This is a genomic window from Flagellimonas baculiformis, from assembly GCF_033441575.1.
In the GTDB taxonomy this organism is placed as follows: domain Bacteria; phylum Bacteroidota; class Bacteroidia; order Flavobacteriales; family Flavobacteriaceae; genus Flagellimonas; species Flagellimonas baculiformis.
Genome location: NZ_JAUZVW010000001.1, coordinates 40,755 through 53,044, shown reverse-complemented (window position 1 = coordinate 53,044; position 12,290 = coordinate 40,755). Strand labels below are relative to the sequence as shown.

Genomic DNA, 12,290 nt, shown 5'->3' with positions numbered 1-12,290 from the left:
GCTCGTCTAAATATAAAGGAAGTGTACCTATCGCACAAGTTTCATTCCTGGCTCCCCAGCTGTTTTTGGTGGTTGATCATCAATCCAACGACCGAGTTGTAACTTTTGATTCCCTCTTTTTGGTTGTTCACCTTCAAAAAAGTGTTGAACACGGCCTTGAAGACCGGCTCCATCGGATTCTCATATTTTTTCCAAAAATCTGCCAATTCCTTGTAATTTTTTTTCACACCAGGGTTGAGGGCGTCCAAAATTTCATTGTACTTGGATTCATCCTTATTGTACAGGTCCACAAGGCAATACCCCAATGCATGGTTGTATGCTGCATATTTGAAATAGGGGTCGTCGCTCTGCGATGTGACCAAAAAACCTATAAAATTGGTGGCATCCTCAGCGGAATAGCCCAACTGATGTCCCACTTCGTGTCCACTCACGGCCGCCAATCGGAACAAGGGGATCATGCCGTTTACCTGTGCCTCATTGGTAAAAGGGTTGAGATAGCCCCCATATCCCATATAAGTCAAGGGAAGACTGTACAGGGATGATTTCAGGCTTGGGGTTTCATAATGAAAATAGGGATACTGTTTTTGTAAGAGACGGTACGCCATTTCCGTTTTCTCGAAGACTTCCTTTCTGGGGTAGGGCACTTGGATAGGGGAAAGGCTGTCCCCGGTGATTTCATTTTGATAGTGGTTGGCCCTCTCAGCCAGATATTCGGTAAAATCCACCAATTCATCAAGGGTATATTCGCGTGCTATGCCCAACCGCCATGTGATGGGCTGGCGGTAATAGTTGAGCCCCCAAAGGATATGGAAGGCAAAATAGGCAATGGAGAGCACCACCAAGATGTCTTTGAGAAAAAGGAGCGGCTTCTTTTTGATGGTCTTCCAATGGAGGTAACAATACCTGATGGCCATCACGGCCAAGGCGGTGTACATCAAATCTCCAATGGAAAATGGAATCCATCCGAAGAGCGTCCGCAGCGATTGGGAGATGTAAGGATAAATCCCATTACTGTAATAATTCTCGACGAAGAGGGGATGGCTGCCCATCCATTTGACCAATACGATTTGGACTGGAAGCGCAATGGCTAGGATTGTTTTCGTTTTTTGTCCCATCAATATAACAAAGCGAAAATAGGTGTGTGCATCAATGAAAAAGCCGCACGGAAAAGTACGGCTTTTTTTATGTTCAATCGCTGGTTTTTATTCTTGGATGCCCACAACCTCCAGGTCAAAGACCAATGTGGAACCTCCAGGGATAGGACCATAGTCATTGTCGCCATACCCCAAATGTGGTGGGATGAACAAACGCAGTTTGTCGCCCACTTTCATGGTAAGCAATCCTTCCCTAAAGCCTGCGGCCAATTGGGCGTCCGGGCTGTAATCCATAGGGTAGGGGCTGTAAAGTCCGCGATCTCTTTTGCCAGGGTTCACTTGGTTGAACTTTTCGGCAATTTCCATAATGTTCGTGTCGAACAGTTCCCCATTGGCTAACCATCCAGCATAGTTTACCATTGCTTTTTGGCCTACTTTTGGCTGTTCGCCCTCTCCTTCTTTCAGTTTGACTATTTTCAGGCCGGAAGGGGTCTCTTCGGCATTGGCCATTTGTGCAGTAAATTCAGCGACCCAATCCTCTTTCATTTTTTTGAAAGCCGCTTCTTCAGCCTTTGCTTCTTCAAAATAGTTGCTCATCACTTTCACGGCATCGAATTTTTTGGCCTCCTTGCCATTTCGGACAATGGCCACTTTGTTCATCACCACATCTACCTTTGGCCTATCGCCAGGTCCTGTTTCGGTGTTGGCGATGGAATCCACCACTTCGATTCCCTTGACCACTTCCCCAAAAACGGTATGCTTTCCATTGAGCCATGGGGTTTCGTTGTGCGTGATGAAAAACTGGCTGCTATTCGTCTTTGGACCTCGGTTGGCCATGGAAATGATCCCTTTTTTGGAATGGGTCAGGGAGTCATGGATCTCATCCTTGAACGTATATCCGATATTTCCACTGCCTGTTCCCGAAGGGTCTCCGCCTTGGATCATAAAATCTTTGATGACTCTGTGGAAAACAATGCCGTCATAGAACTTTTTTTCTTTGTACTCGTCATTCACGAAGGGGTTGTTACCTTCTGCCAAGGACACGAAGTTGGCCACTGTGACGGGCGTCTTTTCGTATTCCAGTTTGACGATGATGTCTCCTTTGGTGGTCTGGATGTCGGCAAAGATGCCATCGCCCAGATCAGCATGCTGGCTGGACTTGCACCCCAAGATGACTAAGGAGAACAGGGTTATGATGTAAAGTGATTGTTTCATTGTGTATGGATTTAGTTTAAACTGTCTTTATGGATAATGATCGTATGTAGTTCCACCGAAGATTTCAATGGCGTCCGTGGGCCAATCGCCTTATTGTCTCCTTGATAGCCATAGGCCTGCAATGATGGGAATATAAAAGTGGCCTTCTCGTTGATTTTGAGTAGTTTCACTGCATTTTGGAGTCCTGGGAACAATTGCTGTTTGTCCACTACGTGCGATGTTGGGCCTATCTGCTCGGCGGTGTAAATGGTGTCGTTTTGCAAGGACATCAAATTATAGGAAAACAAGATTTGGTCCTCGGTTTTTGGCAAATAGGTGGCCGTATCGTTTTTTGTTTCATAATAATACCAGAAGCCATTGGGACTGGTAATGTATTCGTGCAGCGTGTCCTTGGCCATGAGTTCTTTGATCATTTCCTCTTCCTTGGCCAACAATTGCTTGCTCCGTTCTATGGATTCCTTGTAAAAACTGCCGGATTTCACTTCCACTGGTTTTCGTGGTTCGGGGCCTCTGCAACTGGCAAAGGCGATTACAGCTATGCACAAAAGGACAATTCTCATGGGTTCAATCGACTTTTATAGGTTTTCAGGATGGTACGGAACTGTTCGATGGTCTCTTCCATGCCCAGGTCACTTTTGCCCCCTGCGGCATTGTCGTGCCCACCTCCTTGAAAATGGTTTCGGGCAAATTCGTTCACCGAAAAGTCCCCAACGGAACGCAGGGAGATTTTGATGATGCCTTCTTCTTTGTTTTCAATGAAGATCAAAGCAAAAACAATATCCTCCAAGGTAAGTCCGTAGTTCACAAATCCTTCCGTGTCACCTTTCTTGAAATCATGGGCATCCAGTTCCTCCTGGGTAAGGGTGATGTATGCCGTCCGATATTCGGGCAAGATGACCATATTGCTCAGGGCAACGCCCAATAAATGTAGTCTGGAAGGCGAATTGGTGTCGAACACCTGCCTGTGGATCTCCATGTTCTCCGCGCCCCGGTCTATCAATTCAGCCACTACGCGGTGGGTTTTGCTCGATGTGGAGCGGTACTTAAAAGAACCTGTATCGGTCATGATGCCCGTGTAGAGGTTGGTGGCGATTTCCTTGGTCACTCGTTCGGCTCCGCCCAAGAAGTCGATAAAATTATAGACCATTTCGCAGGTGGAGCTCATGCTGACATCGGAATAGGTCACCGTGGCATAATCACCGGGTTGTTGGTGGTGGTCTATCATGATGAAATCGGCCTTCGCTTGCTTTAGTGCTGATTCCATCTGTCCAACCCTGGACAGGTCGTTGAAATCCAAAGTGAAGATCAAGGAGGATTCATCCAACAATCGCTGGGCCCTTTGGGTCTCCCATTCGTAATTGATGACCGTCTCGTTGCCGGGCATCCATTTCAGGAACTTGGGGTAATCGTTCGGGGCAATCACATGGGTCGTGTGGCCCATTCCCTTCAAAAACCCATACAGTGCCAAGCAAGAGCCCATAGCATCGCCATCGGGGTTTTTATGAGGGACGATCACAATTTTTTGAGGTTGGGAAAGTATCGACTTTACTGTCGTGATATCCGCTGAATTCATGCGGCCAAATATACAATAATATAATATAGAGGTAACTGGCAATATCCTTATTTTTGAACCTCTAAACACTGACGATGAAGCACACTTCCGTTTTGCTGGTCCTTGTGGTCCTTTTTATGGGATGCAAAAGGAAAGAAGGGAAACAACCATTGGAAAAAGAAAAGCAACGGCCTGATTTTGTGGTGGCCTTTGGCTCCTGTAACATGCCCCAGGAACCCAACCCGTTTTGGGACGATGTGCTGGCCCAAAACCCGGATGTATGGATTTGGGGCGGGGATATTGTCTATGCCGATACCGACGATGTGGACAGGATCAGGGCCATTTATGCGATGCAGGATACGGTTCAGGGCTATGCCCGATTGAAGGCCGAGGTTCCCATCATCGGGACTTGGGACGACCATGATTTTGGAATCAATGATGGCGGCTCGGGATTTGCCGTGAAAAAAGAAAGTCAGCAGGTGTTCTTGGATTTTATGGGAGTGCCTTTGGATAGTGAAAGAAGGAATCGCGAAGGGGTATATGCCGCACATGAGTTTAAAACGGACAATGGCAAGGTGAAGGTCATTGTTTTGGACACCCGATATTTCCGAAGTGACCTGATCAGGGACGAAGATCCCAAAAGAAGATATAAGCCCAATACCGAGGATGGCGCCACCATACTCGGGGATGCCCAATGGGAGTGGTTGCAGGGCGAGTTGGCCAATTCCGATGCGGATTTTAACCTGATCATGTCCAGTATCCAGATATTGTCCGGGGAGCACGGTTTTGAAACTTGGGGCAATTTTCCGCATGAGGTCGAAAAATTGGAAACCATGATCGTAGAATCAGGGGCGAAGGGGGTCATCATTTTGTCAGGGGACCGTCACATCTCTGAATTTTCAAGGGCCACTGTCACTGGATTGCCCTATCCCTTGGTGGATTTTACGAGCAGTGGGCTCACCCATTCCTATGCCTCCTTCAGCGGGGAGCCCAATAGCCATAGGGTAGGTGAGGTGGTTTCCAATAAAAGTTACGGGATCATCGACCTAAATTTCAAGGATAAAGAGGCCCACATGAAGATCATGGGCGACAATGGGGCTGTGCTCCAGGAGTTAAAACAAACCTATTAAGCCTTGCCCGTTGTTCCAAAAACTGTACTTTTGCGCAAAATTTTAAAGTAAATGATGGGAAATAGAACGTTTACCATGATCAAGCCAGATGCTGTTGAGAACGGATACATCGGTGCGATTTTGGAAAAAATAACGGCTGCCGGATTCAAGATCGTGGCCATGAAGTACACCCAATTGAGCAAAAGGGATGCCGAGGAATTCTACGGTATCCACAGAGAGCGTCCTTTCTTTGGTGAATTGGTCGAGTTTATGACCAGGGGTCCCATTGTGGCCGCCATTTTGGAGAAGGACAATGCCGTTGATGATTTTCGTGCCTTGATCGGTGCCACCAACCCGGCCGAAGCTGCCGAGGGAACTATCCGCAAATTGTATGCTGCCAGCATCGGTGAGAACGCCATCCACGGATCGGACAGTGATGAGAACGCAGCGATTGAAGGTGCTTTCCATTTTTCGGGAAGGGAAGTGTTCTGATTTGAACCAAAGATATCAAGAAGAAGCCGCTCCATTGGAGGGGCTTTTTTTATTGGAAAATAACAGCAGTTCCTCTTGGCTTCCTATCGGCATCACTTTTCCCATTTCTTGAAACCCCAACTTTCCCAGTAGTTGGCGCGATCGACCATTGGATGGAAGGACAATGGCGAGCACTTCATCAAAACCCAAATTGGATCGGGCGTGTTCCATAAGCGCTTTGCCGGCCTCCAACATCAAACCTTTTCCTTCATGATTCGGTAATAGGGCAAAACCGATGTCCGGATGATCCAGATAGTCACGTTTCAAGAATCCGCAAAGGCCTATGGGGACCATGAATTCCTTAAAGCATAGCTTATACAATCCAAAACCATTGGCCCGGTAGGAATTTATCAGATTTTTCCGGATATAGTTCTCCGCGTCTTCCATCGTTTGTATTCCCTTGTCACCAATGAATTGGATCCATTTGGGACTGTTCAGCAATTCCAGGATGAATGTGGCATCTGAAAGTTCTGCTTCTGAAATGACGAGCCGTTCTGTGGACAGGATGACTTTCATGGGAAATGAAGGATCAACATCAACGAAGCACCAATTTCTTGACCAGTTCCCGGCCCAGTTCCTCATTGATCATGGAAATGATCTTGGTCTTGCCCAAACTGAGTTCTTCCCGGAGCACGGAGGAGGAAAGCGACACGTAGAGCGTCTCGTTCTTGAGTTCCACGGCCGTGGTGTAGTTGTTCACCCCATTGCCCATCAAGTTCGTCCATGCCTCTCGGGCATCCACCTTGTCCATGCCTTTTTGGAGCTTGTTTTCCTTGATGAACTCGTTCAAGGCTTCGCTCAATGGCAAATGGGAGTTGTTCCTTTTGGCCATTACTTCGGAATTTGGATGGGTTGGAACCGCTTGTAGGAATAGGTGACCCCTTCTTCATTGGTCACCGAAAACGAAAGGGAATCCACGGACACCAATTTTTCCTCCCATTCGCTGAACTCGTTTTTGTAGCGTAGCGTAAAGGTCTCTTGGTTTTTCGATACGGTGAAGAACTCCGTATCGTTCGAGGTGTCGTAGGAACCATCAAACTGGGGCTGCATTTTTTTGCGGAACCCTTCGCCATCCTCCAATTTGATAAAATCGATGCTGGGGTTGACCGAGTACTGCTTTTTGGAGCCATCAGGAAATTCCACTTCGGCAATCTCCCAATATCCGTTCAGGTACTGTAGGTCCGCTTCGGCCACAGCGTTTTTTTTGCAGCCCATGAGCATCAATAGCAATATAAAAGGGAGAATCCGTCGCATGTTACAAGGTAAAGATTTTATAGCTCTGATGGATGGTTTTCACCACATTTTCCGTACGCTCCGCATGCGTGTCGCTGATGAAGATCTGACCGAAATTGTCGTTCTTCACCAAGCCCACAATATGGGAGACCCGGTTCTCGTCCAGTTTATCAAAAATATCATCCAGCAACAGGATGGGCGTGGTGTTCGCCTGTTCCTTGATGAAGTGGAACTGGGCCAGTTTCAGCGCGATCAAAAAGGATTTCTGCTGGCCTTGGCTCCCGAATTTTTTGATGGGATGCCCCGCGATCGTAAAGTCCAGGTCGTCCTTGTGCACTCCCACCGAAGTGTATTGCAGGGCACGGTCTTTCTCCACATTGGCCTCCAAAAGTTTCAAGAGTGGACCTTCGGAGAGCGGGCTTTCGTAGGAGAGCATGATCTGTTCTTCCTTTTCCGAGATATGACTGTACTGCTCCTTGAAAATGGGCACAAATGCCGCCATGAATTCCTTACGTTTTTTGTGGATCTCCGTCCCCAGTCCATGCAATTGTTCGTTGTAAATGGAAAGGGTGTTCGGGTCAAAGGTGCGATTGGCCACAAAGTACTTCAACAGGGAATTGCGCTGTACCAAAACCTTGTTGTACTTGATGAGGTTCTGTAGATAAACTTTGTCCGACTGCGAAATAACACCGTCCATGAATTTCCTGCGGGTATCGCTGCCCTCGAGGATGAGGTCACGGTCCGAAGGGGAAATGATCACCAAGGGCAAAAAGCCAATGTGCTCGGAGAACTTTTCGTAGGGTTTTCCATTGCGTTTGATGACCTTTTTGGTCCCTTTTTTGAAACTACAGATGATTTTTTCCGTTTTTCCCTCCTTTTCAAACTCACCTTCCACCACAAAAAATTCAGTGTCGTGTTTGATGTTCTGCGTGGCCACCGGATTAAAATAGCTCTTGCCAAAACAGAGGTGGTAAATGGCATCCAGAATATTCGTTTTTCCCACGCCGTTATCGCCCACCAAGCAGTTGATGACGGGGTCGAACTCCAAGGTCTTGGAGTCGAAGTTTTTGTAATTGACTAAAGATAAATGTCTTAAAAACATAAAAATCTAAAGGGACAAAGTGGGTTTTTCCGATTGGTGTTCCATAAAGGGTTCCAAAAATAACGAATAAATTACCTTTTGGTTTTGGATAAAAACTTTATTTTTGCGCGACCAATTAAATGACGGATGGCAACATACAAGAAGAGAGGCTTTAAGCCAAAAAATAAGGCGGAAGAAGCTCAGGTAGAAGAACACGACAGCACAACGGCGGAAGTATTCAACACGCTGGACGAAAGTGCGTCACGCACCGAGGCATGGGTACAAAAGAACCAAAACTATATTTTGGGGGTCATTGGGGCCGTTGCCATCGGGGTGCTCGCCTATTTGGGTTACCACCAGTTCATCCAAAAGCCGAAAGAGGCCTCTGCGGCCAACGAGCTTTTTTACCCACAACAATATTTTGACCAAGCGCTGAACAGTGAGACTGAGAAGGATTCCCTGTTTACGTTGGCCCTTAACGGTGCCGAGGGGAAATATGGTTTCTTGGACATCATTGAGGAATATAGCGGTACCAAGGCGGCCAATTTGGCCAAATATTCTGCGGGAATGACCTATTTGAACCTTCAGCAATACGATGAAGCCATTTCCCACTTGGAAAGCTTTTCATCGGATGACGATATCATGGGTGCCATGGCCAAAGGCGGCATCGGGGATGCTTTTTCACAGTTGAACCAGCCCGAAGACGCCTTGGATTACTACGAAAAGGCGATTGCCCATAGTGAAAATGAGTTCACCACACCAAGATTTCTGTACAAGGCAGGAGTGGTTGCCATGGAATTGGGGAAAAAAGACAAGGCATTGGGATATTTTGAGCGCATCAAGGAGGAGTATCCGAACGCCCAAGAAGCCAATGGCGTCGAAGCCCTGATCGGAATGGCCCAAAACTAAACTATGGCCACAGCGAATAAAAATTTATCCACTTACGATAAAAACAAAATCCCAAATGCGAAGGACCTTCGGTTTGGGATTGTTGTTTCGGAGTGGAACGGAGAGATTACCGGAGCCCTATGTGAAGGAGCCCAAGAAGCCCTTTTGGATTGTGGGGCACTTCCCGAAAACATATTGGTGTGGGATGTTCCAGGCAGTTTTGAGCTCACTTTTGGCTGCAAAAAAATGATGGACACCCAAAAAGTGGATGCCGTCATCGCCATAGGCAGTGTCATCCGCGGGGAGACCAGCCATTTCGATTTTGTGTGCAGTGCCACGGCACAGGGCATCAAAGATCTGAACGTGGCCTATAACGTTCCTGTCATTTTCTGTGTCCTGACCGATGACAATTTTCAGCAGGCCAAGGACAGAAGTGGGGGCAAACACGGCAACAAGGGTACGGAAGCGGCCATAGCGGCCATCCAGATGGCGGTATTGGGGAAATAAGTTCAAGAACAAATATCAAGTACAAGTATCAAGTTCAAGAACATAGATAGGCCGTCCTTTATCAAGTTGAACTTTTGGATGGTTGTATTTTTGAATTTGAATCTTTGACTTGTACTTGAGCTTGTCTCTCCCCTGTTAACATTTTTTGGCAGCACCGTCCAACGCTTTTTTTCTATTTTGAGTACCTTTGAGGTGATACGGAGAAGGATGTTATGCGAAACCCCTTAAAACTTAGGAAAAATAAATCATTTGATTATTCCCCACGCTACTACAAGGGAGAGGGCAATCCGTATAAAATAGAACACAAACTGGATAAGTTTCGAAGTACGGCACATACCAATAGAGGGCTCAAGAACAAGTTTTCATCGGCAATGGACGATTTGAAAACAGAAGGGGACAAGAACCTGAAACTGCGCCTTCTCATCATTGTGGGCATATTGGTGTTGTTGTTCCTTTTTATCATCGACTTCGACCTATCGATATTCCTGAATCCCTAATGGCTGACATCATCAAACTTTTGCCAGACCATGTTGCCAACCAGATTGCGGCAGGGGAAGTGGTCCAACGGCCTGCCTCCGTGGTCAAGGAACTCTTGGAAAATGCCATCGATGCCGGGGCCAAGACCATCAAATTGATTATCAAGGATGGCGGAAAGACCCTCGTCCAAGTGGTCGATGATGGTGTTGGGATGAGCGAAACCGATGCCCGACTCTCGTTTGAGCGCCATGCGACTTCCAAAATATCGTCAGCGCAGGACCTGTTCAATTTGCAGACCAAGGGTTTCCGAGGAGAGGCCCTGGCCTCCATTGCGGCCATTGCCCATGTGGATATGCAGACCCGGACGGCTTCCAATGAGGTGGGGACACACATAAAAATAGAAGGGAGTAAAATTGTTTCCCAAGAGGTTGTGGCGGCCCCAAAGGGGACTTCCATTTCAGTGAAGAACCTCTTCTTCAACATACCCGCAAGACGAAATTTTTTGAAGTCCGACCAAGTGGAGCTCCGTCACATCACCGACGAATTCCATAGGGTGGCCTTGGTGCATCCGGATATCGAGTTCCATTTCTACAATAATGGTTCTGACATCTTCAACCTGCCATCGGCAAAGCACCGTCAGCGTATTGCCCATATTTTTGGCAGTAAGATGGATGGCCGATTGGTGCCCGTGCAGGAGGAAACGGAGGTGGTCAAGATCTCAGGATTTGTCTGCAAACCCGAATTTTCCAAGAAGAGTAGGGGGGAGCAGTTCTTTTTTGCCAATGGAAGATTCATCAAAAGTCCCTATTTGCACCATGCCGTGGTCGCCGCATTTGAAGGTTTGATCAAATCGGACCTGTATCCGGGCTATTTTCTGTACCTGCAAGTGGACCCGTCTTCCATCGACATCAACATCCATCCCACAAAGACAGAAGTGAAGTTTGATGACGAGAACACGCTCTATGCCATTCTCCGATCGACCATAAAGCATAGCTTGGGGCAGTTCAATGTGGCCCCGGTACTCGATTTTGAGCATGACCCCAATCTGGATACGCCCTATTCGTACAAAGAAAAGGGGGCGACCTTGCCCAAGATTACCGTGGATGCCAGTTTCAATCCCTTCCAGCAAACCACGGAGCGAAGAAACACGGGTGGTGGGACTTATCAAAAAACCAGTGCCAAGGGTTGGGAGGGCCTGTACGAAGGATTGGAAAAAAGCACCGATCTTGAAGGTTTCAGTAGTGTGGTCATCGAATCGGAAAGCGAGGAGCAGGGCACTTTGTATCCGGAAGATGGGACAGGGCATTTGGCCTCTACCTTCCAGCTCCGACGGAAGTATGTGGTGAGCACGGTCAAGTCCGGAATGCTCGTCATCCACCAAAACAGGGCGCATGAGCGCATCCTTTTTGAAAAATTTTTAGGAGAGATCACGGTGAAGGAAGGTCTGAGCCAGCAACTGTTGTTTCCTATGGAGCTGACCTTCAACAAGCAGGAACTGGCCGTTCTGAACGAGATCCAGGAAAGCCTGACAAACATCGGTTTTGCCTTTGAAAGTCTGGAACAGGAGACTGTAAAAGTGACAGGTGTGCCGTTGGTGGTCCCTGAAAGTGGGATTGGCACGGTATTGGATCGCCTCATCGCAGATTATACTGAGGGGTTCAGTGATGGTTCTGTTTCGCAGGCAGAGGTCTTGGCCAAAGTGCTTTCCAAGAATTTGGCGGTACGGACCGGCGAGGTTTTGGATCAAGAATCGCAATTGGCCCTTTTGGACAACCTGTTCGCATGTAAGGAACCCTCTTTGAGTCCGTTCCAAAAATTAACGTACACCATTATCTCCGAAGGGGATATCGATAAAAAATTCAGTTAGATGGGTAGAATGACCGAGGCAGTAAAGCATTTGTTGATCATCAATGTGATCCTGTTTTTTGCCACACAACTATATGGGGACCAAATGTACCAATGGATGTCGCTCTGGTTTCCCAAGAACAATAATTTTGAATGGTGGCAGGTCGTCACGCACATGTTCATGCACGGGAGCCTGATGCATATCTTGTTCAATATGTACGCCTTGTGGGCTTTCGGGACACCTTTGGAACAAATGTGGGGCAGGAACAAGTTCCTGTTCTTCTATTTTTCAGCGGGACTGGGGTCTGCCGCATTGCACACCGGAGTAAATTATTTTCTTTTCAACGAGGGTTTGAATGCTCTGGAAGGAGCAGGCATTGCAAGAACGCAGGTTTTGGATATTTTGGCCCAGGGAAAATACAGCCCAGGGTGGTATGATTTGGTACCAAAAAGTACAATCGACAGTATGTTGACGGCATTCAATACCCCGGCAGTAGGGGCGTCAGGGGCCATATACGGTATTTTGGTGGCCTTCGCCTTTATGTATTCCGAGGCCAAGTTGATGCTCATCTTCCTGCCCGTTCCCATCAAGGCGAAATATTTTGTGCCCATTTTGATTGCTGTGGACCTGATTTTTGGAATAGGGAACGTGAACACGGGAGTGGCACACTTCGCCCATATTGGCGGTGCCCTGATCGGGTTTATAATGATGTGGTACTGGAAAAAGAACCAGTTCAACAATAACAGATGGGATTGAT

Annotated in this window: 15 protein-coding genes; 7 read left to right on the top strand and 8 right to left on the bottom strand. The window is 47.4% G+C overall.

The annotated features are described in order from the left end of the window. Positions 1–41 precede the first annotated feature (41 nt). The 4 genes from SD450_RS00230 to SD450_RS00215 form a co-directional block, all read right to left on the bottom strand. Positions 42–1,115, bottom strand: coding sequence for a DUF3810 domain-containing protein (locus SD450_RS00230; protein ID WP_318342653.1), 1,074 nt, complete (start codon positions 1,113–1,115; stop codon positions 42–44). 87 nt (positions 1,116–1,202) lie between these two features. Next, the gene (locus tag SD450_RS00225) at positions 1,203–2,309 is read right to left on the bottom strand and encodes a peptidylprolyl isomerase (protein ID WP_318342652.1); all 1,107 of its coding nucleotides are present in this window, start codon (positions 2,307–2,309) and stop codon (positions 1,203–1,205) included. Positions 2,310–2,320: 11 nt separating this feature from the next. Next, complete coding sequence (gldI, locus tag SD450_RS00220) at positions 2,321–2,869, bottom strand: gliding motility-associated peptidyl-prolyl isomerase GldI (protein ID WP_318342651.1); 549 nt, start codon at positions 2,867–2,869, stop codon at positions 2,321–2,323. Further along, positions 2,866–3,882 (bottom strand): DHH family phosphoesterase, encoded by a 1,017-nt coding sequence (locus tag SD450_RS00215; protein WP_318342650.1) that lies wholly within the window; start codon positions 3,880–3,882, stop codon positions 2,866–2,868. The genes gldI and SD450_RS00215 overlap by 4 nt, the downstream gene beginning before the upstream one ends. A gap of 74 nt (positions 3,883–3,956) precedes the next feature. On the opposite strand from SD450_RS00215, the gene SD450_RS00210 reads away from it, so the two are divergent. Both SD450_RS00210 and SD450_RS00205 read left to right on the top strand, forming a co-directional pair. Next, positions 3,957–4,991: an alkaline phosphatase D family protein gene (locus SD450_RS00210; RefSeq protein WP_318342649.1), complete on the top strand. Its 1,035-nt coding sequence runs from the start codon at positions 3,957–3,959 to the stop codon at positions 4,989–4,991. Positions 4,992–5,042: 51 nt separating this feature from the next. Then, a complete protein-coding gene (locus SD450_RS00205; protein ID WP_318342648.1) occupies positions 5,043–5,462 on the top strand; it encodes a nucleoside-diphosphate kinase in 420 nt (139 codons plus the stop codon). Positions 5,463–5,477: 15 nt separating this feature from the next. On the opposite strand, the gene SD450_RS00200 is transcribed toward SD450_RS00205, so the two are convergent. Genes SD450_RS00200 through recF form a run of 4 tightly spaced genes read right to left on the bottom strand, consistent with a single transcriptional unit; the run spans position 5,478 to position 7,836 of the window. Then, positions 5,478–6,017, bottom strand: coding sequence for a GNAT family N-acetyltransferase (locus SD450_RS00200; protein ID WP_318342647.1), 540 nt, complete (start codon positions 6,015–6,017; stop codon positions 5,478–5,480). A 19-nt stretch (positions 6,018–6,036) separates the two neighbouring features. Beyond that, on the bottom strand, positions 6,037–6,333 hold the full coding sequence (locus SD450_RS00195; protein ID WP_072877531.1) for a DUF721 domain-containing protein: 297 nt from the start codon (positions 6,331–6,333) through the stop codon (positions 6,037–6,039). Beyond that, positions 6,333–6,755, bottom strand: a complete 423-nt coding sequence (locus SD450_RS00190) for a hypothetical protein (protein ID WP_318342646.1) — start codon at positions 6,753–6,755, stop codon at positions 6,333–6,335. Before SD450_RS00190 ends, SD450_RS00195 begins: the two co-directional genes overlap by 1 nt. Before the next feature lies 1 nt (position 6,756). Continuing rightward, complete coding sequence (gene recF / locus SD450_RS00185) at positions 6,757–7,836, bottom strand: DNA replication/repair protein RecF (RefSeq protein ID WP_318342645.1); 1,080 nt, start codon at positions 7,834–7,836, stop codon at positions 6,757–6,759. A 126-nt stretch (positions 7,837–7,962) separates the two neighbouring features. On the opposite strand from recF, the gene SD450_RS00180 reads away from it, so the two are divergent. The 5 genes from SD450_RS00180 (at position 7,963) to SD450_RS00160 (ending at position 12,289) form a co-directional block, all read left to right on the top strand. Further along, positions 7,963–8,724 (top strand): tetratricopeptide repeat protein, encoded by a 762-nt coding sequence (locus tag SD450_RS00180; protein WP_318342644.1) that lies wholly within the window; start codon positions 7,963–7,965, stop codon positions 8,722–8,724. Positions 8,725–8,727: 3 nt separating this feature from the next. Further along, the gene (gene ribH / locus SD450_RS00175) at positions 8,728–9,210 is read left to right on the top strand and encodes a 6,7-dimethyl-8-ribityllumazine synthase (RefSeq protein WP_318342643.1); all 483 of its coding nucleotides are present in this window, start codon (positions 8,728–8,730) and stop codon (positions 9,208–9,210) included. Positions 9,211–9,422: 212 nt separating this feature from the next. After that, positions 9,423–9,707, top strand: a complete 285-nt coding sequence (locus SD450_RS00170) for a riboflavin synthase subunit beta (protein ID WP_108423530.1) — start codon at positions 9,423–9,425, stop codon at positions 9,705–9,707. After that, a complete protein-coding gene (gene mutL / locus SD450_RS00165; protein ID WP_318342642.1) occupies positions 9,707–11,554 on the top strand; it encodes a DNA mismatch repair endonuclease MutL in 1,848 nt (615 codons plus the stop codon). Before SD450_RS00170 ends, mutL begins: the two co-directional genes overlap by 1 nt. Next, complete coding sequence (locus SD450_RS00160) at positions 11,555–12,289, top strand: rhomboid family intramembrane serine protease (RefSeq protein WP_318342641.1); 735 nt, start codon at positions 11,555–11,557, stop codon at positions 12,287–12,289. It begins immediately after the preceding gene. Position 12,290 lies beyond the last annotated feature (1 nt).